Origin of the sequence: Methylobacterium sp. Leaf125, from assembly GCF_001423085.1 — a bacterium.
Lineage (GTDB): Bacteria > Pseudomonadota > Alphaproteobacteria > Rhizobiales > Beijerinckiaceae > Methylobacterium.
This window is the reverse complement of record NZ_LMNU01000001.1, coordinates 571,900-597,416: the sequence shown is the minus strand read 5'-3', so window position 1 is coordinate 597,416 and position 25,517 is coordinate 571,900. Positions and strand designations below refer to the sequence as shown.

19 protein-coding genes, 1 tRNA gene and 1 pseudogene are annotated in these 25,517 nt (G+C 73.0%); 11 read left to right on the top strand and 10 right to left on the bottom strand.

The genetic code is table 11. From position 1 onward, the window contains the following. The first annotated feature begins 65 nt into the window (after positions 1-65). From ASF58_RS26945 to ASF58_RS02645, 6 genes and pseudogenes are all read left to right on the top strand, one after another. Positions 66-902: pseudogene (locus ASF58_RS26945) on the top strand (alpha/beta hydrolase). Positions 903-1,352: 450 nt separating this feature from the next. After that, entirely contained in the window at positions 1,353-1,901 is a 549-nt protein-coding gene (locus ASF58_RS02665; protein ID WP_055946995.1) for a heme NO-binding domain-containing protein, read from the top strand. A gap of 1 nt (position 1,902) precedes the next feature. Then, on the top strand, positions 1,903-3,459 hold the full coding sequence (locus tag ASF58_RS02660; protein WP_055946993.1) for an EAL domain-containing protein: 1,557 nt from the start codon (positions 1,903-1,905) through the stop codon (positions 3,457-3,459). A gap of 103 nt (positions 3,460-3,562) precedes the next feature. Continuing rightward, the gene (locus tag ASF58_RS02655) at positions 3,563-4,615 is read left to right on the top strand and encodes a tyrosine recombinase XerC (protein ID WP_082512786.1); all 1,053 of its coding nucleotides are present in this window, start codon (positions 3,563-3,565) and stop codon (positions 4,613-4,615) included. A 28-nt stretch (positions 4,616-4,643) separates the two neighbouring features. After that, positions 4,644-5,960: a leucine-rich repeat-containing protein kinase family protein gene (locus ASF58_RS02650; protein WP_055946991.1), complete on the top strand. Its 1,317-nt coding sequence runs from the start codon at positions 4,644-4,646 to the stop codon at positions 5,958-5,960. 132 nt (positions 5,961-6,092) lie between these two features. After that, complete coding sequence (locus ASF58_RS02645) at positions 6,093-6,455, top strand: hypothetical protein (RefSeq protein ID WP_055946989.1); 363 nt, start codon at positions 6,093-6,095, stop codon at positions 6,453-6,455. A gap of 98 nt (positions 6,456-6,553) precedes the next feature. On the opposite strand, the gene ASF58_RS02640 is transcribed toward ASF58_RS02645, so the two are convergent. Continuing rightward, a complete protein-coding gene (locus ASF58_RS02640) occupies positions 6,554-7,456 on the bottom strand; it encodes a LysR family transcriptional regulator (protein ID WP_055946987.1) in 903 nt (300 codons plus the stop codon). 146 nt (positions 7,457-7,602) lie between these two features. Here ASF58_RS02640 and ASF58_RS02635 point away from each other — a divergent pair, with 146 nt between their 5' ends. Next, the gene (locus ASF58_RS02635) at positions 7,603-8,487 is read left to right on the top strand and encodes an NmrA family NAD(P)-binding protein (protein ID WP_055946985.1); all 885 of its coding nucleotides are present in this window, start codon (positions 7,603-7,605) and stop codon (positions 8,485-8,487) included. A gap of 40 nt (positions 8,488-8,527) precedes the next feature. Here the strand turns inward: ASF58_RS02635 and ASF58_RS02630 are convergent, their stop codons facing one another. Beyond that, positions 8,528-9,298: a glucose 1-dehydrogenase gene (locus ASF58_RS02630; RefSeq protein ID WP_055946983.1), complete on the bottom strand. Its 771-nt coding sequence runs from the start codon at positions 9,296-9,298 to the stop codon at positions 8,528-8,530. Between the two features lie 112 nt (positions 9,299-9,410). Next, positions 9,411-11,042, bottom strand: a complete 1,632-nt coding sequence (locus tag ASF58_RS02625) for an alpha-D-glucose phosphate-specific phosphoglucomutase (protein ID WP_055946981.1) — start codon at positions 11,040-11,042, stop codon at positions 9,411-9,413. A 236-nt stretch (positions 11,043-11,278) separates the two neighbouring features. Here ASF58_RS02625 and ASF58_RS25550 point away from each other — a divergent pair. From ASF58_RS25550 to ASF58_RS02610, 4 genes are all read left to right on the top strand, one after another. Beyond that, positions 11,279-11,355 (top strand) — tRNA-OTHER (locus ASF58_RS25550). Between the two features lie 234 nt (positions 11,356-11,589). After that, positions 11,590-13,143 carry a DUF2252 domain-containing protein gene (locus tag ASF58_RS02620; protein ID WP_082512785.1) on the top strand — a complete coding sequence of 518 codons (1,554 nt, stop codon included), beginning with the start codon at positions 11,590-11,592 and terminating at the stop codon, positions 13,141-13,143. 528 nt (positions 13,144-13,671) lie between these two features. After that, positions 13,672-16,899: a helicase-related protein gene (locus tag ASF58_RS02615; RefSeq protein ID WP_244477197.1), complete on the top strand. Its 3,228-nt coding sequence runs from the start codon at positions 13,672-13,674 to the stop codon at positions 16,897-16,899. 128 nt (positions 16,900-17,027) lie between these two features. Continuing rightward, positions 17,028-18,263 (top strand): oxalate decarboxylase family bicupin, encoded by a 1,236-nt coding sequence (locus ASF58_RS02610; protein WP_055946980.1) that lies wholly within the window; start codon positions 17,028-17,030, stop codon positions 18,261-18,263. A 67-nt stretch (positions 18,264-18,330) separates the two neighbouring features. Here the strand turns inward: ASF58_RS02610 and ASF58_RS02605 are convergent, their stop codons facing one another. From ASF58_RS02605 to ASF58_RS02575, 7 genes are all read right to left on the bottom strand, one after another. Continuing rightward, positions 18,331-19,314: a sulfonate ABC transporter substrate-binding protein gene (locus tag ASF58_RS02605; protein ID WP_055946978.1), complete on the bottom strand. Its 984-nt coding sequence runs from the start codon at positions 19,312-19,314 to the stop codon at positions 18,331-18,333. A gap of 266 nt (positions 19,315-19,580) precedes the next feature. After that, on the bottom strand, positions 19,581-20,744 hold the full coding sequence (ssuD, locus tag ASF58_RS02600; protein WP_055946977.1) for an FMNH2-dependent alkanesulfonate monooxygenase: 1,164 nt from the start codon (positions 20,742-20,744) through the stop codon (positions 19,581-19,583). Between the two features lie 31 nt (positions 20,745-20,775). Then, positions 20,776-21,618 carry an ATP-binding cassette domain-containing protein gene (locus ASF58_RS02595; RefSeq protein WP_055946976.1) on the bottom strand — a complete coding sequence of 281 codons (843 nt, stop codon included), beginning with the start codon at positions 21,616-21,618 and terminating at the stop codon, positions 20,776-20,778. Positions 21,619-21,701: 83 nt separating this feature from the next. Beyond that, a complete protein-coding gene (ssuC, locus tag ASF58_RS02590) occupies positions 21,702-22,484 on the bottom strand; it encodes an aliphatic sulfonate ABC transporter permease SsuC (protein ID WP_055946974.1) in 783 nt (260 codons plus the stop codon). A gap of 6 nt (positions 22,485-22,490) precedes the next feature. Further along, a complete protein-coding gene (locus tag ASF58_RS02585; RefSeq protein ID WP_055946972.1) occupies positions 22,491-23,462 on the bottom strand; it encodes an aliphatic sulfonate ABC transporter substrate-binding protein in 972 nt (323 codons plus the stop codon). 13 nt (positions 23,463-23,475) lie between these two features. Further along, entirely contained in the window at positions 23,476-24,072 is a 597-nt protein-coding gene (gene msuE / locus ASF58_RS02580) for an FMN reductase (protein WP_055946971.1), read from the bottom strand. 331 nt (positions 24,073-24,403) lie between these two features. Continuing rightward, positions 24,404-25,489 carry an HD domain-containing phosphohydrolase gene (locus tag ASF58_RS02575; protein ID WP_055948663.1) on the bottom strand — a complete coding sequence of 362 codons (1,086 nt, stop codon included), beginning with the start codon at positions 25,487-25,489 and terminating at the stop codon, positions 24,404-24,406. Positions 25,490-25,517: the final 28 nt, after the last annotated feature.

Below are 25,517 nucleotides of genomic sequence, written 5' to 3'. Positions count from 1 at the left end.
AGGCGGACCGCGACCCCGAGGCGGCGGTGGCCCGGCGCCCGCGCCCGGCCCGGCCGACGCCGGCCATGCGCCGAACCCTGGCGGTGACCTGGGAGACCCGCGACGGCTTCGAGGTCTACACCCTCGCGCCGCGCACGGGGGCACGGGCGCCGCGCACGGGGGCGCGGGCGCCGCGCACGGGGGGCCCCAGCCCGGGAGCCCGCGCGGGCCGGGTGATCTACCTGCACGGGGGCGCCTATACGAGCCCGATCACCCGCATCCACTGGCGCTTCATCGCCCGGCTGGTCTCGGCCACGGGCCTCACCGTCACGGTGCCGCTCTACCCGCTGACGCCGGAGCATGCCTGCGCGTAGGCGAGCGCCTTCGTGATGGCGGTCTACCGGGCCTGCGCCGAGGCCGACCCCGAGGCGCCGATCGTCCTGATGGGCGATTCCGCCGGGGGCGGCCTCGCCCTGTCCCTGGCGATGCAGGTCCGTGAGGCCGGCCCCGCCGGTCTCCCCGGCCCCGCCGGCCTCGTGCTGATCGCGCCCTGGCTCGACGTCACCACCTCGGACCCGTCCCAGGCCCGGATCGAACCCCGGGACGTGATGCTGATGCGCCCGGGCGTGCGGACCCTCGGGCGCTGGTACGCGGGCGCCTGGGACCCCACGGACGAGCGGGTCAGCCCCCTCTTCGGCACCCTGCGGGGCCTGCCGCCGATCGCACTCGTCTGCGGCACCCACGACATCCTGGTGGCCGATGCCCGCCGCCTCGCCGCCCGCGCCCGGGCGGAGGAGGTCCCCCTCGCCTATCACGAGGAGCCCGGCCTGATGCACGTCTACCCCCTCCTCGGCCTGCCGGAATCCCGCCGGGCCGAGGCGCGGATCTGGGAATTTCTGGCAGCGCGGATGGGGCGGGGGTGAAGGCCCGGGAGCGGGGCGCGCTCCGGACCCAGCGCCGCCAGCCTCCGTGCGGCTCGGAGGCGCTGCGGGGCGTCGCTTCGGAGAGGAGCCGGGCCCGGGCCTGTCCGTCCGGGAAGGGGGCTTTCGGCCCGTCCGTTTCCGTCCGGGGCGTGCCGCTGACGCTGAGGCCTCGACGAGGGTCGGCGGGGCTTGGCGGGGCCTGGCGGGGCCTGGCGCTGCGCCGAGACGCGGGGTTCCGGGACGTCGCGGCGGCGCATGCCGGTGGATATGCAGCATTGACCCGGGATACGCGCCGCGTCGTCACCCGACTGAACCCGATCTCAATTTATTAACGACGCTTTCGCCGGCGCCGAACTTGCCAAGAGCCGCGATGAATACCGTCATTACACGACGTTAAGAGTCTCGCGTCTATGCAAAGCGGAAACGAGAACGTCAATACGGGTTAGGCATATGAAGGGCTTGGTCTTCACGGAGTTGTTCCGCCATGTCGAAGCCCTGCATGGCGCCAACATGGTGGATGACATCATCGAGGCCGCCCAGCTGCCGCATGATGGCGGCTATACCAGCATCGGAAGCTATCCCTTCCAGGAGGCGGTGGCGCTGCTGGTGGCGCTGACGCGCGCCACGGGCAAATCGCTGCCAGACACCCTCGACGCCTTTGGCACCCACTGCTTCGAGCGCTGGGTCAACTACGCTCCGCACTTCTTCACGCAGCAGCGCGGGCTGTTCGACATCCTCGAGGGCATCGACGACTTCCACGAAACGGAGGTGCGGAAGCTCTATCCAGACGCTGAGCTCCCCTCTTTCCTGTCGGAGCAGCGGACCGAACGTCAGCTCACCCTGGGCTATTACAGCTGCAAGCCGCTGTCGGCGCTCGCCGTCGGCGTGATCAAGGGCGCGGCCGCTCACGTCCAGCAGCCGGTCCACATGGCGTGCGAGCCCGCAACCAACGCCCGCGGCGCCTACACGCGCATCACGATCACCCTCCTGGACTCCTGACATGTCCCTCGCCACCGACGCGCCGACGGCGGTCCTGCTCGATCAAGTCCGACGCCTGGAACGACGCCTCGCGCGTCAGACGAGTGCCCGGGAGCAGGCGGAGACCCTGCTGGAGAGCAAGAGCCTGGCGCTTCATGAGCTGAACCGCTCCCTGGCGCAGCTGAACGCGAACCTGGAGCAGCGCGTCACCGAGCGGACCCGCGAACTCGACGACGAGCGCCGGCACGCCTTGTTCCTGGCCGAGCGCGATCTGCTCACCGGACTTCCGAACCGGCTGATGTTCGGCAAGCATCTCCGACAGGTCCTGGAGCGGAGCCATCGGCCCGGCGCCGTCGCGCTGCTGTACCTCGATCTGGACGGCTTCAAAGCCGTGAACGACAGCTTCGGTCATGCCTGCGGCGACGCGTTGCTCAAGGGCGTCGGAAAAAGGCTCTCGGCCGCCGCCGGCGCGTCGATCTTCGCGGCGCGGCTCAGCGGCGATGAGTTTGCCGTCGTCGCCTGCGGCGGCGAACGACCGGAACACGCCGCGGCTCTCGCGGAGCGGCTGATCGCCACCCTGCAGCACCCTTTCGAGCTGGAGGGCCGGACCGTTCACGTGGGCGCCAGCATCGGCATCGCGCTGACGACCGATGCCGAAGAAAGCGCGGAGACGCTGCTGCACAACGCCGACATCGCGCTCTACCGCGCCAAAGTCCGCCAGCGTGGAACCTGGGAGCTGTTCAGCCCGGAGATGGATGGCGAGCGCCTCGCGCGCCTGGCCTTGGAGCGCGATCTTCGCGCGGGGCTCGCCAAGCAGCAATTCGAGGTCTTCTATCAGCCCCTCCTCGAGGCCGGTGCGGGCGGCCTGGTGGGCTTCGAGGCGCTCCTGCGCTGGAAACATCCCGTGCGGGGGATGGTGCCACCGGCCGCCTTCATCCCGATCGCCGAGGAAATCGGCCTCATCCACGAGATCGGCGCCTGGGTGTTGAAGCAGGCGTGTACGGATGCCATGGGCTGGGCGCCGGAGCTCAGGGTGGCGGTGAATCTCTCGCCGGTCCAGTTCACCCGAAGCACCCTTCTCGACCATGTCTGGAGCGCCCTCGATGCCTCCGGTCTCGCCGCCCAGCGGCTGGAGCTCGAAATCACCGAGTCCGTGCTGATGCAGGACGGTGAGGCCACGCTCGACACCCTGCACACGATGCGCGCCCGTGGCATCCGGATCTCGATGGACGACTTCGGGACGGGGTACTCGTCCCTGAGCTACCTTCGCCTGTTTCCCTTCGACAAGATCAAGATCGATCGCTCCTTCGTCCAGGGCATGGCGAAGGACGAAGGCAGTATCGAGATCATCCGCGCGGTCATCGGTCTGGGTCGAGCGCTCAACATCAAAGTCCTCGCGGAAGGTGTCGAGACGAACGAGCAGAGGGAGATGCTGCGCGTCGAGGGCTGCGACGAGCTGCAGGGCTACCTTTTCAGCAAGCCTCGCCCCCTCGCCGAGATGGGCAGTCTGCTGGCCACCGTCCTGCAATCCGGTGCGATCGCGGAGCCGGCACCGGAGGCCTTGCGGGGAGCGGCGTAACGCCGTGCGATCGCCCGCCCGGTCTCCCGGACGGTCCGTCCCGCCCCGCCCGCGCGGCCCTTCGGCAACGGAGCGTCAACGCCTCTCGGGCTTCAGTGGCGGGATGGCCTCCTCCGCACCCGACCCGTCCCCCCTGCCCGCCGACGCCCTGGCGTTTCCGGGGGATGCGGGCCTGCTCGCCGAGGCCCGGGCCTGGCAGGACGAGCTCGCCCGCGAGCGCCGCCTGTCGCCCAACACCGTCGAGGCCTATGCAAGGGACCTGCGCCAGTTCCTGGCCCATTGCGCCGGGCGGCACGGCCGCCCCGGCATCGCCCAGCTCGTCGCGCTCAAGCCCCGGGACGTGCGCGCCTTCATGGCCGCGCGCCGGGCGGACGGGGTCGGCGGACGCTCGCTGATGCGGGCGCTGGCGGGCCTGCGCTCCTTCGCCCGCCACCTCGAGCGCCAGGGCCACGGCACCGTGGCGGCTCTGGGCGCCGTGCGCTCGCCCAAGGTGGAGCGGCGCCTGCCGCGCCCGATCCCCATCGACGCCGCCCGGGCGATGACCGGGCCGGAACTGCGGGCCGGCGAGACCCGCGAGCCCTGGATCCTGGCCCGCGACGCGGCCGTGCTGGCCCTGCTCTACGGCTCGGGCCTGCGCATCTCGGAAGCCCTCGGGCTGACCGCCCGGGACGCGCAGGTGCCGGGGGTCGACGCCGTCACGGTGCTGGGCAAGGGCGGCAAGATGCGGATGGTGCCGGTGCTGCCGGTGGTCGCCGCGGCGGTGGCGGCCTATGTCGCGGCCTGCCCCTACGCCCTGGCGCCGGACGGCCCGCTCTTCGTCGGCGCCAAGGGCGGCCCGCTCTCGCCGCGGGTCATCCAGTACGCCGTGGCGGCGATGCGCGGCGGGCTCGGCCTGCCCCCGAGCGCGACGCCGCACGCCCTGCGCCACTCCTTCGCCACCCACCTCCTGGCGCGCCAGGGCGAGCTGCGGGCGATCCAGGAGCTGCTCGGCCACGCCTCGCTCGCCACGACGCAGCTCTACACCAAGATCGACGCCGCCCGCCTGATGGAGGCCTTCGACGCCGCCCATCCGCGCGCCGGTGCCGGCCGGGCCGCGGCCCTGCGCGTGAAAAGCCGTGCGCCCGGCCCCGCGCCCGCGCTAGAACCGGGGGCATGATCCGGCTCCCCCTCCCCGCGTCCCCGACATGACCCAGGATCTGCTGACGGCCCTGCGCCGGGGCGACTGCGCCGGGGCCCGGGCCCTGCGCTTCCCCCCCGGCCTCACCGAATTCCCGCCCGAGATCTTCGGGCTCGCCGACACCCTCGAGCTGCTGGATCTCAGCGGCAGCCACCTCGCGGCGCTGCCGGCGGAGTTCGGCCGCCTGCGGCACCTGCGCGTGCTGTTCTGCTCGGGCAGCCGCTTCACCCGCCTGCCGCCGGTCCTGGGGGAATGCCCGGCCCTGAGCCAGGTCGGCTTTCGCGGCACCGGGCTGGTGGAGGTGCCGGGCGAGGCCCTGCCCCCCGCCCTGCGCTGGCTCACCCTCACGGACAACCGGATCGCCACCCTGCCGGACGCCCTCGGGCAGCGCCCGCGGCTGCAGAAGCTCATGCTCTCGGGCAATGCCCTGACGGCGCTGCCCGAGAGCCTGGCGGGGGCGCCGAACCTCGAACTGGTGCGCCTGGCCGCCAACCGCCTGGAGGCGCTGCCGCCCTGGCTGACCACCCTGCCGGCCCTGGCCTGGACCTCCTTCGCGGGCAATCCCGTCGACGACGCGCCCGGGTGCCGCGACGTGCCGGGCGTGCCCTGGCACGCGCTCGAACCCGGCGACCTCCTCGGCGAGGGCGCCTCGGGCCGCGTCTACCGGGCGCTCTGGCGCCGCGACGGAGCCCCGGCCGAGGCCGTCGCGCTGAAGCTGTTCAAGGGCACCATGACCAGCGACGGCCTGCCCGAGCGCGAGATGGCGGCCTGCCTCGCAGCCGGCGCGCACCCGCACCTTACCGGCGCCCTGGGGCGCATCGTCGATCACCCGGCGGGGGCGGAGGGGCTGCTGATGCCGCTGCTGCCGGCGGCGTGGCGGGTGCTCGCCGGGCCCCCGAGCCTGGAGAGCTGCAGCCGCGACGTCTACGCGCCCGGCTTCGCTCTGACGCCGGCGGTGGCCCTGCGCATCGCCCGGGGCGCGGCGGAGGCCTGCGCCCATCTCCACGCCCGCCGGATCCTGCACGGCGACCTCTACGGCCACAACATCCTGTGGGACGGCACGGACGGCGCCGCCGTGGTCAGCGATTTCGGCGCCGCCTCGACCCTGCCCGAGGGCCCCGCCGGCACGGCCCTGCGCCGGATCGAAGTCCGGGCCTGGGGACTGCTCCTGGGCGAACTCCTCACCCTTGCGGGCCTCGAATCCGGCCCCTGGCGCGATCTGGAGCGGGCCTGCACGGGGCCCGATCTCGGCGCGCGCCCGGCGTTCTCCGATCTTCTCGCCCTTCTCCCGACCGAGACCGCGGGCGCCGGCCGCGACGACTGATGTGCGGAAAGCACAGGCCCGGCCGGGCGTCGGCGTCGAGGGGCCGAAACCGCGCCCCGGCACGGTGCGGCCCCGATTTGGTCACGGTGGCCCGCCAGGGACCGCAGCCGGATTCAAGGGGTTACGGGGACCATGAAGGCATTGACCTCCGCACTGCTGCTCATCGGCGCCCTCGCGGCGCCGCAGGCCGCGATGGCCGCGAGCAAGACCACGGTGGGCGTGGGCACCGGCGCGGTGGCGGGCGCCCTGGTCGGCGGACCGGTGGGTGCGGTCGTGGGCGGCATCGTCGGCGGCTATATCGGCGCGACCTCCGAGAGCCCCCGCCCGCGCCGTCGCCGGGTGCGCGCCGCCCGGCGGGCCGCGGTCGCCCCGCGCAAGCTGCGGGTGGCCGAGGAGCGCGCCGCGCCGGTCCGCCCCGCTGCCCCGGCCGCCACCGGCAGCCTGACCCCGGTCCTCATCGCGCCCGCCGCGACCACCTGGCAGAACCCGCGCTAGCCGCGTCCGCAGCGGCGGGCCCTGCGCGCCCGGTCGGTCGCGGGGCGATTCACGGACGGGCACGGCGGCAGCCGCGCCCCGACCTCACGCCCCCGACCTCACACCTCTGACTCAGGCCCCACATAGGCGGCCAGCTCCTCCGGCGTGCCGTGGGGAAAGGCCCGCTTCAGGTGATCGAGGAAGGCCGCGACCCGCGCGCTGAGCAGCCGGCGCGAGGGATAGAGCGCCCAGAGCGCGATGTCGGGGCCGTCGATGTCGCCCCACCGCACCAGGGTGCCGGCAGCCAGGTCTCGGCTGACCAGCGAGATCGGCAGCCGGCCCGCGCCGATGCCGGCCCGGATCGCATCGCGCACCATGATGAGCGACGACAGGCGCAGCACGGGCTCGAAGGCGAGGGGCGACGGTCCGCCGGGGGTGCGCATGGACCAGGCATCGCCGCCGCCCGAGCCGCGAACCACGGCCGGCACGGGCCGGTCGCCGGTTGGCCGGGCGAGGTTCGGGCTCGCCACGACGACCAGGTGGTCGCGCAGGACGATGCGCCCGACCAAGCTCGCATCGGCCTCGGGATCGACCCGGATGGCGAGGTCGTAGCCCTCCTCGACCATGTCGACGGCCCGGTCCTCCGTGGTGACTTCGAGCCGGACCTCCGGGTGGGTCATCGCGAACGCAGCCGCCAGCTTCCCCATGGCGACCTGGGAGAACAGGAGCGGCGCACTGATCCGCAGACGGCCACGCGGCGTCGCGCTGCCCGAGGCGATGGCCGCCGCGGTCTCGTCGAGCTCGGCCAGCAACACCCCCGTCCGCGCGTGGAGGGCGCGCCCTTCCTCGGTGAGCGTCAGCGTGCGGCCGCCGCGCTCGAACAGGCGCAGGTCGAGGGCGGCCTCCAGCTCCGAGACCCGGCGCGACAGGGTCGCCTTCGGACGTCCGGCCGCCCGGGCGGCGCGCCCGAACCCGCCGTGGCGGGCGACGAGATTGAAGTCGGCGAGGGCGAGGAGATCCATGCGGTCCGCCACCTGTGTTCCCCCGCCCCGTGTTCCCCGACCCAGCGTTCCACATGCGAGACGGACCGTCTAGATTGAGCGGCTTTCGGCGTCTGTGTGGATCACGCATCTCTGGGACCGTCACCACGGCAAGCCGGAGAATCCCCATGCCCAACCGCACCACAGGCACCATCCTCGTCACAGGCGCCACCGGCACCATCGGTCGCGCGGTCGTCGACCAGCTCGTTCGACGGGGCGCCGACGTGCGCGCCCTGGTGCGCGATCCGGCCAAGGCCGCCCTCCCGGCCGGCGTCGCCGTCGTCCCGGGCGACCTGCTCGACGTGGAGTCCCTGCGCCGCGCCTTCGCGGGCGCCTCCACCCTGTTCCTGCTCAACGCGGTGGCGGCGGACGAAGTCACCCAGGCGCTGATCGCGCTCAACGTCGCGAAGGAGGCCGGGATCCGGCGGGTGGTCTACCTGTCGGTGATCCACAGCGACGTCTACGTGAACGTCCCGCACTTCGCGGGCAAGTTCGGAGTCGAGCGGATGATCGAGGCGATGGGCTTCGAGGCTACCATCCTGCGGCCCGCCTACTTCATGAGCAACGAGCACACGATCAAGGACGTCGTCCTCCAGCACGGCATCTACCCGATGCCGATCGGCGCCAAGGGACTCGCCATGGTCGACGAGCGCGACCTCGCCGAGGTGGCCGCCCTGGCGCTGCTGCGCCGCGCGCAGGCCGAGGGTCCAATTCCGTGCGAGCGGATCAACGTCGTCGGCCCCGAGACCCTGACGGGCGAGGCGGTGGCCAGGATCTGGTCGGAGGTGCTGGGCCGCCCGGTCGCCTATGGCGGCGACGACACCGTCGGGTTCGAGCGGACCCTGCAGGCGTTCATGCCGGGCTGGATGGCCTACGACATGCGCCTGATGGCCGAGCGCTTCCTCACCGACGGCATGGTCCCGGAGCCCGGCGACGTCGCGCGCCTCACCGCGCTCCTGGGCCGCCCCCTGCGGACCTATCGCGACCGTGCGGCCGCGATCGCGGCCGCCTGACGCGCCGCGTGGCCTGCGCCCGGCCGCCGCGCCGGGCGCCTCAGGCGCCGCCCCACTGCATGGTCAGGCCGCCATCGACCACCAGGGTGTGGCCGGTGACGTAGTCGGCATCGTCCGAGGCGAGGTAGAGGATCGCCTTGGCGATCTCGTCCGGCTGGCCGGCCCGGTGCCACGGGATGCGCTCCAGGGACTGGGCGAGCTTGTCCGGGTTCTCGAAGCGGTCGCGGGTCATCGGCGTCTCGATCAGGCCGGGTGCCACGTTGTTGACGTTGATCCGGTCCTCGGCCAGCTCCCGCGCCAGGCTGCGGCAGAGGGAGCCGACGCCCGCCTTGGACATGCCGTAGGGGGCGCTCTCCGGGGTGGGCAGGTGCTGGGCCACCGAGGAGACGATGACGATCTTGCCGCGCCCGCCCTGGGCCCGGCGAACCTTGATGAAGGCCCGGGCGCAGAAGACCGGGGCCATCAGGTTGACGCGCAGGATCTGCTCCAGCTTGCCGTCGTCCATCTCGGCCACCGGCATGCCGCTCATGGCCTGGCCGGCATTGTTCACCAGGATGTCGAGGACGCCGAGCTCTTGGGCCACCTGCGCGAAGGTCGCCTCCACCGAGGCCGGGTCGCCGACGTCGTTCTGGATCACGAGGCAGCGGCGGCCCGCCGCCTCGACCCGGCGCGCGGTCTCGCGGGCACCGTCCGCGTCGGTGTTGTAGGTGATCGCCACGTCGGCGCCCTGGCGGGCGAACAGCTCGGCCGTCGCCTGCCCGATGCCCGAATCCGCGCCCGTGATCAGCGCGCGTTTGCCTTGCAGCGTCATGTCAGCCCGTCTCCTCGCACCGTTCGAATCGATGCGGGGACAAGGGACCGGCGCCCGGACCTGTTCCGGCCCGCGACGCCGGATCACGGGCCCCGATGGGAGACCCTGGGCCTCAGGTGATGACGCTCGGCTCGGAGCGGCCGGTGAGCGCGGCGATGTCGGCGAGCTCGTTGGCCACCGCCACCACCGGGGCCAGCACCTCCGCCACCGGCAATTCGAGCCGGTCGGGGGCGGATTCGTAGCGCTCGATGTAGACCCGCAGGGTCGCCCCCGCCGTGCCGGTGCCGGAGAGGCGGTAGACCACCCGGGCATCCTCCGCGAAGGTGACGCGCACGCCCTGCTGCGCGGTGACCGAGCCGTCGACGGGATCGACGTAGCGGAAGTCGTCCGCCGCCGCGACCGTGAGGGTGCCGAACGTCGTGCCCGGCAGGGTGGCGAGCTTGGCGCGCAGGCCCTCCATCAGGCGCTTGGCGGCCTCGGAATCGATCTCCTCGTAATCGTGCCGGGTGTAGTAGTCGCGCCCGAACCGGGCCCAGTGGCCCCGCACCACGTCCTGGGCCGGCTTGCCCGTCACCGCCAGGATGTTGAGCCAGATCAGCACGGCCCAGAGCCCGTCCTTCTCGCGGACGTGGTTCGAGCCGGTGCCGGCGCTCTCCTCGCCGCAAAGGGTGATCAGGCCGGCATCGAGCAGGTTGCCGAAGAACTTCCAGCCGGTGGGGGTCTCGTAGGCGGGGATGCCCAGCGACGCCGCGACCCGGTCGAGGGCCCGGCTCGTCGGCATGGAGCGGGCGACGCCCGCCAGGCCTCGCGCGTAGCCGGGGGCGAGGTGGGCCTGGGCGGCCAGGATCGCCAGGCTGTCGCTCGGCGTCACGAACAGGCCCGGGGCCACGATCATGTTGCGGTCGCCGTCGCCGTCCGAGGCCGCGCCGAGGTTCGGCGCCGCGGGGCTCAGCATCAGCGCGTAGAGGTCGTGGGCGTGGACGGGGTTCGGGTCCGGATGGTGGCCGCCGAAATCCTCCCGCGGCGTACCGTTGAGGACGGTGCCGGGCTCGGCCCCGAACACGCCCTCCAGGATGGCGTGGGCGTAGGGGCCCGTGACCGCGCTCATGGCGTCGAAGCGCATGCGGAAGCCGCCGGCGAACAGGCGCGTGATCGCGTCGAAGTCGATGAGTTCGCGCATCAGCGCGAGGTAGTCGGCGACGGGGTCGATCACCGCGACGGTCATGTCGCCGAGCCGGGTCTCGCCGATCGTGTCGAGGTCGAGGTCGGGTCCCTCGACGATGCGGTACGCGCTCAGCGCCTGGGTGCGCGCGTGGATCGCCGCCGTGACGGTCTCGGGGGCCGGGCCGCCGTTGGCGGTGTTGAACTTGATGCCGAAATCGCCGTCGGGCCCGCCCGGGTTGTGGCTCGCCGACAGGATGATGCCGCCGATGGCGCCGTGCTTGCGGATGACGCAGGACGCGGCCGGGGTCGAGAGCAGGCCGCCCTGGCCCACCAGCACGCGGGCGAAGCCGTTGGCGGCCGCGATCTTCAGGGTGGTCTGCACCACCTGGCGGTTCAGGAAGCGCCCGTCGCCGCCGAGCACCAGGGTCGCGCCCGCCCGGTCGGGAATGCAGTCGATGATCGCCTGGACGAAGTTCTCGACGTAGTGCGCCTGCTGGAAGACCGGGACCTTCTTGCGCAGGCCGGACGTGCCCGGCTTCTGGTCGTCATAGGGCGTCGTCGGGACGGACGTTACGGACATCGTTCAAGCACTCCTGAATCGCCGCGCTCAAGAACGCGGTTTGCCGCTGCGGGTCAATCGGCGCGGGCTCGCAGGGGCGCCGGCCGTCCAGGCAAGCATCGCGCCGATGGCGGGCGGACAGGCAAGATGAAGGAACCGGCGAAGACCGGGATGCTCTTAAGAATTCGCTAACAACGCCGCTCTCCTCAAAGCACATTCGACTTGTCGCGCCGCGAAATCCATGCTTCTTGGATCTCGGCCAGGTGGGTGAGTGTCGAGCCAGGATCCCCGCAAGGATTCGTACGTCCGGTTCAAATCCGGACCCCGGCCTCCAGCCTGCACGTCCGCGCCGTGACGGCGCGTCGTCGATCCTCATCCTCCCGATCCGGGCGGACGACCGGGCTCGAACGCAGGCCGGCGCAACGCTCACCTGCATCCCATCGTCCCGGCGGTCGTCCCGGCCGTGCCTCCGCCCCGGGATGAATCCCGGTCCTGAGACGTGTTGCCCCGGGAACGATCGCAAACGGTCAAGATTTGTCCTTCACGAAGTCGCGTGTGAGGACCGTGTATGGAATGCCCCCAGGATGTCAGCCTCCGCGCTGACGGGTCGAGCGCGACCGGTCTCCCGCAAGAGGGCCTGCAGCGAGAGGGCCTCCAGCGAGAGGGCCTGCAGCAGGAGGCGATCCAGCAGGAGGCCGAGGACATCCTGCTGGCGCCCCTGGCCGACATCCCCCGCATCAACCTGCGCGAGGCCGGCGAGCCGTGGGACAAGCGCCGGCACGCCGGCAAGGCCCTGCGCGAGGTCGTGCCCCATGCCGCCCACGCGACCTGGACCCCGCCGGACAACCGGCCGGACCCCGTCTCGCTGATCGAGACCGCCCATCGCGGCCGCCAGGAGCACCTGATTCCCCTGCGGGTCGCCCGCATGGCGAGTTCGCCCTTCGCGTTCCTGCGCGGGGCCGCCCACGTCATGGCCTGGGACCTCGCCCACACCCCGCGCAGCGGCATCGCGGTGGTGATGAACGGCGACGCCCACCTGGCGAATTTCGGCCTGTTCGGCACGCCCCAGCGCGATATCGTCCTCGACCTCAACGACTTCGACGAGGTCACGATCGGCCCCTGGGAATGGGACCTGAAGCGCCTCGTCGCCAGCATCGAGGTGGCGGCGCGCACCGACGGAGTCGCGAAGGCCGAGCGCCGCGAGGCCACCCTCGCGGCGGTGGCGGGCTACCAGCACACCATGACCGAGCTGGCGCCGCAGGGGCCCCTCGACGTCTGGCACCAGGCGGCCCGGGCCGACCAGCTCGACTTCGCCGGCCTCACCATCGACGCCCATTCCGAGGCGGTGATCACCAAGGCGGTGGAGAAGGCGCGCAAGAAGCACAACAAGAGCCTGCTCGCCCGGGTCGGCGAGCGCCGCACCGACGGCGGCTGGCGCTTCAAGGAGGAGCCCCCGATCCTCACGGGCGTCGATGCGGAGACGCGCGAGGCGGTGATCGGCGGGCTGGAGCACTATGCCGAGACCCTGCCGCGGGAACGCCGGTTCATGCTGAGCCGCTACCACGTGGTGGACGTGGCCCACCGGGTCGTCGGGGTCGGCAGCGTCGGCACCCGGGCCTACGTCGCCCTCCTGTGCGGCAATTCCGACCAGGACGTCCTCTTCCTCCAGGTCAAGGAGGCGGTGACGCCGGCCCATGCCCCCTACCTCGCGGGCATGCCGGACGCCTATGGCGACCACGAGGGCGAGCGGGTGATCTACGGCCAGCGCCTGCTCCAGGCCGTGGGCGACCCGCTGCTGGGCTGGACCACGATCGAGGGCCGGCCGTTCTACGTGCGCCAGATGAAGAACATGAAGGGCGACATCCCCGTGGCCGGCCTCACCGGCCAGCCGCTGATCTACTTCTCCTGGGCCTACGGCGCCCTGCTGGCGCGGGCGCATGCCCGCACGGGGGATGCCGCCGCCATCGCGGGCTATTGCGGACGGGACCGGCACTGCGACCTGCGCGAGGCCCTGGCCGACTGGGCCTTCGCCTATGGCGACCAGAACGAGGCCGACTTCGCCGCCTTCCAGGCGGCCATCGCGCAGGGCCGCCTGGAGGCAGCCCCCGACCCGGAGATGTAATCCACAGGCCTGCGACAAACTGGGGACGGCGGGCGAAAGCACGGAGCCGGGGGCCCTCCGGACGCGTTTCCCGAGACCTCTCCTCGAGCCGGGCAGCGCACACCCCAGATGGCAAAACGCAGGACCGCGTCGTCTCCCGCTTCGACCGTGACTTCCCAGGAACCGAGCCAGGAATCGGGCCAAGTACCGAGCCAGGAATCAAGCCAAGTACCGAGCCGGGAATCGAGCCAAGTACCGAGCAGAGCGGCGACCAGGGCGCCCCGCGCCAAGGCGGCCCCGAAATCCGCCTCCCGCAAGGCTGCGGGGACGGCGGCCGAGCCGGTGTCCCGGGAGGCATCCGGCCCGGACTCGAGCCCGGAAACCAGCAAGGCACCGGGCAAAGCCGCCGGCAAGGAACCCGGAACGGACCGCCCGGCAGCCGCCCAGGCCGCCCCGGCCGGCCCCGAGATCGTGGCTCCGCTGGTGCCCACCGGCGCCCTGGCCGTCGCCCTCCTAGACCTGACCCGGACGGGCAAGCCCCTGGTCCACATGGCCCGCGAGAGCCACCGGCTCGACGTCATCGCGAAGATCCTGCGGGCGCTGTCGCCGGAGCGCAGCGTCGCGATCTACCCGGAATGGGACTGCCTGCCCTACGACCGGGCATCGCCCTCGCGCGGGGTGATGGGCGCGCGCACCGGCGTGCTGCGCTGGCTCACCGACACGGCCGCCCTGCCCGACATCGTCCTCACCACCGCTCCCGCCCTGATCCAGCGCGTGCCCCCGGCCGAGACCTGGGCGCAGGCGCGCCTGGAGGTCCGGGTCGGCGATGCCCTCGATCCGTGCGCCGTCTCGGCCTTCCTGCAGCGCCTCGGCTACATCCTGGACGACCGGGTCGACGAGCCCGGCGAGGTCGCGGTCTGGGGCCGGACCGTGGACGTCTTCCCGGCCGCCGCCGACCGCCCCTGCCGCATCGAGTACGAGGCGGGCCGGGTCACCGCGATCCGCTCCTACGATCCGGTCTCGCAGCGCTCGCTGGCCGATGCCGACCTGCTCGTGATCGACCCCGCCACGGAGATCGTCCTGCCCGAGGGCTCGGAGAGCCGGCTCGCGCCCTTCACCGGCCAGGAACACGGCCTCGCCCGGTTCTACCCGTCCCTCGTCACCGTCCTCGACCAGGTGCCCGAGGCGCGCCTCGTGGTCGAGGACGGGGCTGAGGAGCGGGCGCAGGCCTTCTTCGAGCAGATCGCCGAGGGCCGCGAGGCCGCGGCCCGGTCCCGGCGCGGCGGGGCCGATGACGGCGGCCTCTACCTCGGTCCCGAGGACTGGGCGGCCCAGCTCGCGGCACGCCGGGTCGCCGAGGCCCAAGAGACTCAAGGGGCTCAGGGGGCCGAGGATCTCACGATGCCGGCCTTCGTGCGCAAGGCCCGGCCGAACACGGCCTTGGCCGAGACCCTGCGCGAGCGCCTGAAGGCGGGCGACCGCATCCTCCTCACGGGGCCGGCCGAGCCCCTGGCGCGGCTGGTGCGCATCGCCGAGCGGGCGCTGGGCCGCAAGGCCCGGACGGTGCGGGACTGGGCCGAGGCCGTCGCGGCCAAGCCCGGCGCGCTCCTCAGCCTGGAGGCCCCGATCGAGGCGGGCTTCCGGGTGCCCGGCGCGGGGATGGCGGTGGTGGCCGCCGCCGACCTGTTCGGCGCCCGCGCCGCAACGGTCGCGGCCGGGGGCCCGAGCGCCATCCTGCCCATCGGCGAGGTCGAGCTGCGCATCGGCGACGTCGCCGTCGACCGCGACAACGGGCTCTGCGTGTTCGAGGGCCTGGAGGCGGTGAGCACCGGCGACGGCGGAAGCGAGGACGCCCTGCGCCTGCGCTTTGCCGGCGACGGCATCCTGATGGTGCCGGTCTCGCAGGCCGACCGGATCTGGCGCTACGGCTCCGAGGCCGAGGCCGTGACCCTCGACAAGCTGGAGGGCGGAAGCTGGGCCAAAGGATCCTGGGGACGCCGTCGCTTGGAGGCGGAGGCCTGCATGGCCCGGGCCGCCCGGGTGATGCTGGCGGATGCCGAGAAGCGCCGGGAAATCCGGGCGCCGGTGCTGGTGCCGCCGGACCGGGAGTTGGAGCGCTTCGCCGCCGGCTTCGGCTTCGCCCTGACCGCCGACCAGGCGGCGGCGGTGAGCGGCGTGGCCGCCGACCTCGCCTCGGGCCGGCCGATGGACCGCCTCGTCTGCGGCGATGTCGGCTTCGGCAAGACCGAGGTGGCCCTGCGCGCCGCGGCCGCCGCGGTGTTCGCCGGCAAGCAGGTGGCGATCGTCGCCCCGACCACGGTGCTGGCGCGCCAGCACGTGCAGACCTTCACCCGGCGCTTCGCCCGCTTCGGCATCGCGGTCGCCCACCTGTCCCGCCTCGTCTCGGCCGCCGAGGCCAAGCGGGTGAAGGCGGGGCTGGCCGATGGCACGATCCGCCTGGTGGTCGGCACGCACTGCCTCGCGGCCAAGGGCGTGGGCTTCGCCGATCTCGGCCTGATGGTCATCGACGAGGAGCAGCGCTTCGGCGCCCGGATCAAGCAGGGGCTGCGGGAGGCGGCGGGCGACGGCCACGTGCTCACGCTCACGGCGACCCCGATCCCCCGCACCCTGCAGAGCGCGCTGGTGGGGCTCCAGAGCCTCAGCGTCATCGCCACGCCGCCGTCCGTGCGCCAGCCCATCCGCACCGTGATCGCGCCCTTCGAGGACGAGGCGATGCGCGACGCCCTGCTGCGCGAGCACCGGCGCGGCGGCCAGAGCTTCGTCGTCTGCCCGCGCATCGAGGACATCGCCCCGATGGCCGCGCGCCTCGCCAAGCTGGTGCCGGACCTGCAGACCCGGGTGGCCCATGGCGAGCTCAACGCCGCCGAGATGGACGACGTGATGGTGCGCTTCGCCGACGGCGAGGGCGACGTGCTGCTGGCCACCAGCATCATCGAGAGCGGGCTCGACGTGCCGCGCGCCAACACCATGCTGGTCTGGGATGCGGAGCGCTTCGGCCTGTCGCAGCTGCACCAGCTGCGCGGCCGGGTCGGGCGCGGCCAGCGCCGCGGCGTGGTCTACCTCCTCAGCCGCCCCGACCGGCCGCTGACGCCCGCCACCGAGAAGCGCCTGCGGACGCTGGAAGCCCTCGACCGCCTCGGCGCGGGCTTCGCGATCAGCGCCCGGGACCTCGACCTGCGCGGGGCCGGCGATCTCGTCGGCGAGAACCAGGCCGGCCACGTCAAGCTCATCGGGCTCGGGCTCTACCAGCACCTGCTGCACCTGGCCCTGCGCGCGGCCAAGGGCGAGCCGGCCGAGGACTGGAACCCGGAGATCCGCCTCGGCCTCTCGGGTGCCGTGCCGGCCGACTACGTGCCCGAGCCCGAGGTGCGGCTCAGCCTCTACACCCGTCTCCTGCGCCTCACGAACCCCGAGGAGGTGGAGGCCCTGCGCAGCGAGGTGGTGGACCGCTTCGGCCCGCCGCCCGCCCCGTTCGAGGACCTGATCGCCCTGGCCCGGCTCCGGGTCGGCTGCCTGGGGCTGGGCATCCACCGCCTCAGCGGCGGACCGCAGGGGCTGGCCGCCGACCTGCGGCCGAGCGCGCCGCCGCTGCAGGTTCCGGTCCATGCCCACATCGTGCGCAAGGACAACCGCGTGCTCCTGCGCCAGGGCAGCGAGGATCCGGCGACGCGCGGGCGCCTCGCCGCCGCCTTCCTGGAGCGGCTTCGGGCGCAGGGCGAGCGACCGGCGCCGGCCGTTACGGCCGCGGCGGCCTGAGAAGCGCGCGCACGAGGGCGTGAGGCACGGAACGGCCGTCGCCGGGGGCCGATTGACCGGAGGCAAGGGGGCGCCCAGCGGCGCCCCCGGATGCCACCCGAGACCTGAATGCCCGAGACCCGCTGCCCATGACCGACCTGTCCCGCCGAAGCCTCCTGGCCGCCACGGCCGCCGGGGGATCCCTCCTCACCGTGGCGGGCGCGCAGGGCCAGCCCGCGGCGCCCGCGGCGCAGAGCCCGATCCGGGGCAAGGACGGCGCTTCGATCCTGGGGCCCCGCAACCCGGCCCGGGAGGCGGAGGACCCCTTCACCCTGCGCCCGCCCCGGACCGACCACGGCACGATGCCGAACCTGAAATGGTCCTTCGCCGACAGCCACATGCGCCTCGAGGAGGGCGGCTGGGCCCGGCAGACGACGATCCGCGAACTCCCGGTGTCGAAGGCGATGGCGGGGGTGAACATGCGGCTCGGCGCCGGGGTGGTGCGCGAGATGCATTGGCACAAGGAGGCCGAGTGGGCCTACATGCTGAAGGGCCGGGCCCGGATCACCGCGGTGGATGCGCAGGGGCGGACCTTCGCGGACGATGTCGGCGAGGGCGACCTCTGGTACTTCCCCTCGGGCATCCCGCACGCGATCCAGGGCCTGTCCGCCGACGGCGTCGACGGCTGCGAGTTCCTGCTGGTCTTCGACGACGGCGGATTCTCGGAGGATTCCACCTTCCTGCTCACCGACTGGCTGGCGCATACGCCCAAGGAGATCCTGGCCAAGAACTTCGGCCTGCCGGAGAGCGCCTTCGCGGGCGTGCCGGAGAAGGAGCTCTACATTTTCCCGGGGCCGACGCCCGGCCCCCTGGACGCGGACCGGATGGGCGGCGCCGGCCCGGTGCCGGAGCCCTTCAGCCACCGGATGCTGGCCCAGGCCCCCCTGAGCCTGCCGGGCGGCACCGTGCGCATCACCGATTCCTCGGTGTTCAAGGCCTCGAAGACCATCGCGGCCGCCCTGGTGGAGCTGCAGCCCGGGGCCATCCGCGAGCTGCACTGGCACCCGAACGGCGACGAGTGGCAGTTCTACATCGCGGGCCAGGGCCGCATGACGGTGTTCGGCTCGGAATCGAAGGCCCGCACCTTCGACTACCAGGCCGGCGACGTCGGCTACGTGCCCTTCGCCATGGGCCACTACATCGAGAACACCGGCACGACGCCCCTGAGCTTCCTGGAGATGTTCCGCAGCCCGACCTACGCCGACATCTCCCTGCGCCAGTGGCTCGCCCTCACCCCGCACGCCCTGGTGGCCGCGCACACCCATCTCAGCGCGGCGGATCTCGACCGCCTGCCGGGGGTCAAGGCGCCGGTGCTGCCGGGCTGACCCTTGTTGGGCTGACCCTTGCCGGGCTGACCCTTGCCGGGCTGACCCTTGCCGGGCTGACTCGGCCTCAGCTGCCGGGCTTGCGCACCGCCGCGGCCACGTCCACGGGCTTCGGCAGCAGGCCGAGGCGGTGGAAGGTGTCGGCGACTCGCTGCTGGTCGGCGGTGGTCTCGGCGTTCAGGGGCGTGACCCCGTAGGTGAGGCGGCGCAGGGCCACCGTGAGGATCGGCGCCGGGATGCCGACGGAGGGGGCGAGTTCGGCTGCCACCGCGTCGGTGTTGTCCTTGGCCCAAGCGTCGATCGCGCCGATCGCCGCCAGCGTCGCGTCGAGGGCGGGGCCGTTGGCGGCGGCGAAGGCGCGGGTCGAGAGGTAGAACTGGCGGTTGGGCACGAGGTCGGTGCCGTCGACGAGGATGCGGCCGCCGGTGCTGCGCTCGCCCGAGGCGAGGTAGGGGTCCCAGATCGCCCAGGCGTCCACGGCGCCCCGCGCGAAGGCGGCGGCGCCGTCGGCCGGCGCCAGGAAGGTCGGCGTCACCGCCGCGTAGGGCACGCCCGCCTGCTCCAGGGCCCGGACCAGGAAGTAGTGGACGTTCGAGCCCTTGTTCAGGGCGATCTTCCTGCCGCGCAGGTCCGCGACCGTGCGAATCGGGCCGTCCTCGGCCACCAGGATCGCCTCGCCCTTCGGCGCGGCCGGCTCGTGGCCGACATAGAGCAGGTCCGGGTTGGCGGCCTGGGCGAAGATCGGGGGGGCCTCGCCGGCCGAGCCGAGATCGACCGCCCCGGCGTTCAGCGCCTCCATCAGGGGCGGCCCCGAGGGGAACTCGGCCCAGGCGACGCGGTAGCCCAGGGGCTTCAGGCGCTGCTCCAGCAGGCCCTTGCCCTTGAGGAGGACCAGGGTGCCGTATTTCTGGTAGCCGATCCGGATCACCCGCTCGTCCGCGCGGGCGTGCAGGATGCCGAAGGTCAGCAGCGCCAGGGCGGCGCTGAGCAGGACCCAGGCGCGGCGGGTGGCGTCGGTGCGGAGGGCGTGGGCGCGGGTGGCGGCGGGCATGGGGGACTCCTTCGGGCGGGGATGCTCTGGCGCGATCTTCGATGAATGAACCCAGCCGCTCGGCGTCCCTCCGCGCCCCGTCATCCCGGGGCCGCCCAGCGGAGCCCGGGATCGAGAAACACGGATGGCGCAGCATTCGACGCTGTCGCGGCTCTGGATTGCACGCCTCCGGCGCGCCCCTTCGGGTCCGGGCTCGCCCGCGGCGCCCCGGAATCACGGTGGCTCTCGTGTCCGCCGGGCTCTCGTCGCCCGGGGACGTCGCCCCCTCAATGCGCCGCGATGCGGCGGCTCGGGACGATGTCGTTGGCGATGACCTCGCCGAACGGGCCGTCGTTGCGGGCGTTCGTGGCCGCCACGCCGGTGGTGGCGCGCAAGGGGAGCTTGGGGAAGACCAGCTCGGCGAAGCGGTAGGCCTCCTCCAGGTGCGGGTAGCCCGAGAGGATGAAGCGGTCGATGCCGAGGTCGATGTACTCCTTCATCCGGTCGGCAACCTGGTCTGCCGAGCCGACCAGGGCGGTGCCGGCGCCGCCGCGCACCAGGCCGACCCCGGCCCAGAGGTTCGGCGAGACCTCGAGCTTGGTGCGGTCGCCCCCGTGCAGGGCCATCATGCGGCTCTGGCCGACGGAATCCTGGCGCTTCAGGGTGGCCTGCGCCTTGGCGATGGTCGCGTCGTCGAGGCGCGAGATCAGGGACTCGGCGGCCGCCCAGGCCTCCCCTTCCGTCTCGCGCACGATGACGTGCAGGCGGATGCCGTAGGAGAACGTCTTGCCCTTGCGGTCGGCGGCTTCCCTGGCGCGCGCGATCTTCTCGGCGACCCCGGCCGGGGGCTCGCCCCAGGTCAGGTAGACCTCGCAATGCTCGGCGGCGACGTCGATGCCGGCCGGCGAGGAGCCGCCGAAATACAGCGGCGGATAGGGGGCCTGCACGGGCGGGAAGATCACCCGGCCCTCCTCCACCCGGAGGTGCTTGCCTTCGTAGCTGACCGTCTCGCCCGACATCAGCCCGCGCCAGATGTGCAGGAACTCGTCCGTCACGACGTAGCGCTCGTCGTGGTCGAGGAAGACGCCGTCGCCGCGCAGCTCCACCGGGTCGCCGCCCGTGACGACGTTGATGAGCAGGCGCCCGTCCGAGATCCGGTCGAGGGTCGCGGCCATGCGGGCCGCCACGGCGGGCTCCTGCAGGCCGGGGCGGACGGCCACGAGGAAGCGCAGGCGCTTCGTCAGGGGCGCCAGCGCCGAGGCCACCACCCAGGAATCCTCGCAGGAGCGTCCCGTGGGCAGGAGCACGCCGTAGTAGCCGAGCGCGTCCGCGGCCTGGGCGATCTGGCGCAGATAGGCGAGCGAGACGTCGCGGGCGCCGTCCTGGGCGCCGAGGTAGCGGCCGTCGCCGTGGGTGGGGAGGAACCAGAGAACGTCGGTCTGTCCGGTCATGGGAACTCTTTCTTGAAGTGGCAAGCGGCGCTCAGGACGGCGCGCGCTCGGACAACAGGTGGTCGAGGATGCGGCCTTCCAGGGCCGCGAGGTCGGCATCGCCCCGCCGGCGCGGGCGCGGCACGTCCACGGCGACGTCGAGGGCGATGCGGCCGGCCTCCACCACGAGGATGCGGTCGGCCATCGCCACGGCTTCGGCGACGTCGTGGGTGACGAGGATCGCGGTGAACCCCTGCGCCCGCCAGATCCGCTCGATCATCGCCTGCATGTCGATGCGGGTCAGGGCGTCGAGGGCGCCGAGCGGCTCGTCGAGGGCGAGCAGCCCGGGGCGGCTGACGAGGGCGCGGGCCAGCGCCACCCGCTGGCGCTGGCCGCCCGACAGGGTCGCGGGCCAGTTTCCGGCCTTCTCGGAGAGGCCGACCTCGGCCAGCGCCGCCTCGGCCCGGGCGCGGCGCTCCGCCCGGGAGCCGCCCTCGCCGAGGCCCACCGCCACGTTGTCGACGACCCGGGCCCAGGGCAGCAGGCGCGGCTCCTGGAACATGATCCGCTTCGGCGGGGTCCGCACCGCCCGGGTTTCGAGGGCGATCCGGCCGGCGCTCGCCTGCTCCAGGCCAAGGATCAGGCGCAGCAGGGTGCTCTTGCCGCAGCCCGAGCGCCCGACCACGGCCACGAACTGCCCGGCCGGGATGTGCAGGTCGAGGCCCTCGATCACCGTGTGGCCGTCGAAGTCCTTGCGCAGGTCGCGCAGGGTGACGCCGATGCCCGTGGCGGAGGGCGGCGCGGCGCGGGCCTGTGCCCTGGGGGCGGCGACCTCGCGCGGTTTCGGGTCGCGGGTCTGGGCGTCCTCGGGGACGCGAAGGGCGGTGGCGAGCATGGGACGGACCGTCGGAGGGAAGAGGGGAATCGGTGCGAGCGCCGCCGGGCTGGCCCCGTGCCGGCGCCCGTCGAAGGGCGGCGTCAGGCGTTCCGGTAGGCCGGGTTCCAGGCCAGGAACCGGCGCTCCAGCAGCCGGGTCACGGCGTCGGCGGCCTTGCCAAGGCCGGCATAGATCACGATCGCCAGCACCACGACGTCCACCAGCATGAACTCGCGGGCCTGCATCGCCATGTAGCCGAGGCCGGAGGAGGCCGAGATCGTCTCGGCCACGATGAGCGTCAGCCACATGATGCCGAGGGCGTAGCGCAGGCCCACGAAGATCGAGGGCAGCGCACCCGGCAGGACCACGCGCCGGAACAGGGTGGCGGGCGACATGCCGTAGACCCGGCCCATCTCGACGAGCTGCGGGTCCACCGAGCGGATGCCGTGCAGCGTGTTGGCGTAGACGGGGAAGAACACCCCGATGGCCACGAGGAAGAGCTTGGCCCCCTCGTCGATGCCGAACCACAGGATCACCAGGGGGATCAGCGACAGGTGCGGGATGTTGCGGATCATCTGCAGCGTGGTGTCGGTGAGGCGCTCGGAGAGCCGCGACAGGCCGTTGGCGAGGCCGAGGGCGAAGCCGATGCCGCCGCCGATCAGGAAGCCGACGGCCGCCCGGGCGAAGCTGATCGAGAGGTTGCTCCAGAGCTCGCCGCTGCGGGCCGCCTGCCAGCCGGCCGCGACGACCCCCGAGGGGGCGGGCATGAACCGGGTGGAGACGAGGCCCGTCGACGCGGCGGCCTGCCAGCCGAGCAGGATCGCGGCGGGCACGAGCCAGGGCGTCAGGCGCTCGAGGATGCGGGTGCGGACGGATGGGATCATCGGGTGTCAGCCCTTGCTCGCCGGCGGCGCGGGCGGCGTCCACACGGCCTCGCGGATGCGGATGGGGTTGGCGATCAGGCCCAGCGCCTGGAAGCGGTCGGCCACGCGCTGCTGGCCGGCGATGACCGCCTCGGTGAGCGGCGCGATGACGTAGACGCTGCGGTCGACGGCGCGCCGGGTCGCGTCGAGGGGCACGCCGGTGCCCTTCGCGAGCAGGGCGGCCACCTCCGGGCGATGGGCCTCGCACCAGGCGGCCACCTCGGCCAGGGCGCCGATCGCCGCCTGCACCACGGGGGCGTTGGCGTTCGTGAAGTCGCGGTTGCCGAGGAAGAAGTTGGTGGGTTTCTCGATCTCGACGGCGCTGGCCAGGATGCGGGTGCCGGGCTGGCGCTCGGCGATGGCGAAGTACGGGTCCCAGATCGCCCAGGCGTCGACGGCGCCCCGCGCGAAGGCCGCCGCCGCATCGGCGGGCGCCAGGGTCACGGGCTCGATGTCCGTATAGGCCAGCCCCGCCTTCTCCAGGGCGCGGACGACGAGGTAATGGGCGCTCGATCCCTTGGCGAAGGCGACGCGCTTGCCCTTGAGGTCGGCGAGCGTCGTCAGGGGCGAGCCCTGCGGCACGAGGATCGCCTCGCCGGAGCCCCCCGCATCCTGGGCCGCCACGTAGAGCAGGGTGTTGCCGGCGGCCTGGGCGAAGACGGGGGGCGGCGCGCCGGTCTGGCCGAAATCGATGGCGCCGACGCCGAGGGCTTCGAGGACGGGGGGACCGAACGAGAACTCGGTCCAGCGCACGGCCACGCCCAGGGGCTTCAGCGCCCGCTCGATGGTGCCCTGCTGCTTGGCGACGACGAGGATGCCGTTCTTCTGGTAGCCGATCCGGAAGGTGCCGGCCTCCCCGGCCAGGGCCTTTCCGGGCAGGATTGGGATGGGCAGGCCGGCCGCCAGGGCGCCGGCCAGGAGGGTGCGTCGGGACAGCATCGGCGGGGCGCCCTCAGCCGGCGCTGGCGAAGGCGGCGACCGGAGCCGCGACCTCCGGTGCGGCGATCCGGGCGGCCCGGGCCTGGAGCAGCTCCGCGAGCTGGCTCGCCGCGTCGGCGATGCGCGCCTTCACGCCCGGGTCGACGAGGACGCCGTCGCGAAAATCCCCGTCCGAGCCGTAGACCGCGCTGGGGATGGTGTGGGCGCTGAAGAACCCGAAGAGCGGACGCAGGGCATGCTCGACCACCAGGGCGTGGCGCGGGCCGCCGCCGGTGGCCGAGAGGATCACGGGCTTGCCCACGAGGGCCGCCGGATCGACGAAGTCGAACAGGTGCTTGAACAGGCCCGTATAGGCCCCCTTGTAGACCGGCGAGCCGACGATGAGCGCGTCGGCGCCCTCGATGGCCTCGACGATGCGGCGGGCCGGCAGCGGCAGCAGGTCCCGCGACCAGGCGGCGCCGAGCCCCGGGCCGGCATCCACCATGTCGAACAGGCGGATCTCGGCCCGCAGGTGCGTGCCCACCGCCTCGGCCAGGGACTCGGCCAGCGCCCGGGTCTTCGAGGGGCGCTGGAGATTGGCGGTGAAACCGACGATGCGGGGCAGCGACATAGGGTGACTTTCGTATGCGCCAAGATCTCCAGACGTGACTGCGCCATCGCCCAAGACGAGCGTCGGTCAACACTGGCAGTTCTAGAGATCTTTGCTCTGGTAAACGGGCGTTGCCACGGGTTTTCCGTGACGTCGTTCTGACGAAAACGTGCCCGTTGCCCGCACGGGAATCAATGAAACGTTCTTTTGAATGCGCGTCACCGCGGAGAGGATCTCTCCGGGGTGCGCGCCGCCGGGAGATGATCCCGTTCGACAGGCATTATCGTGCCGCGATTCCGCGTGCCGGACGCCGCCGGGCCTCGTCCGGCCGGACGGCGCCCGGGCTCGCGCCTCAGACGACCGCGTCGTCGAGCGTGCCCTGCAGCACGACCCGGCGGAACGCCGCCAGGAGGTCGGCATCGAGCTTGGGCAGCATGCCCTGCATCAGGGCATGGGCGTCCCCGTGGGGCAGCGGATCGCGATAGGGGCGCCGCTCGGTCAGGGCCGAGTGGATGTCGCAGATGGTCACGAGGCGCACGAGGTCCGGGATCGCCGCCCCCGCGAGGCGGTCGGGATAGCCGCTGCCGTCGAGCATCTCGTGGTGCGAGCGCACCACCGCGAGGGTCGCGGCGTCGAACCCGCCCTGGGCGGCGAGGAGGTCGGCGCCGATGGCCGGATGGGTGCGCATCACCGCCATCTCTTCCGCGGTGAGGCGGCCGGGCTTGTTCAGGATCGCCAGGGGGATCTTCGCCTTGCCGACATCGTGCAGGAGGGCGGCGCGCGCCAGGCGCTTCTGGTCGGCGCGGGCGAGCCGCAGGCCGGCCCCGAAGGCGGCGGCGTAGCCGGCGACGCTGAGGGAGTGCTGGTAGAGCTGCTGGTCGTGGCTCTGGATGATCTCGAGCCAGGTGCGGATGCCGGACTCGGAGACGGCCGCCAGGATCAGCTCGGTGCCGGCGTCGACGCCCTCCGCACTCACGGGACGGCCGGCCTCGGCCGCCTCGAAGGCGCCCGCCACCAGGCTGACGGCGGCCCGCGCCCGCTCCGCGATGTCCCGGACCTTGCGGGCGGGAGCGGCGACGGCGCTCCGGCGGGCGGCCTGCCAGGTGTCCACGAGGGCGAAGAGGGTGGCGAGGACCGCCGTGCGGGGCGCATCCGCCGGCAGGGTTCGGGTGGCGACGGCGGACCGGCCGCGCGCGGCGGGGGGCTGGTTGGTGAGCTGCAGGCTCGCGACCCGGGAGCCGTGGAGCCGGGCGATCCAGGCGGCGGCCAAGCGCGCGTCGCCGCTGATGTCGACCACGGCGACGAGGGGCAGCACCGCCGGCAGGGCCTCGCGGGGCTCGATGCAGCGGCAGGTGACCACGTTCTCGACCGCGCGGCAGAGCAGGGCCGCCAGCTGCGGCCTGTCCGAAACGATGAGAACGGAATTGTCCTGGGTCACGAGCGGGTCCGTCAACCTGGTGCGCGGT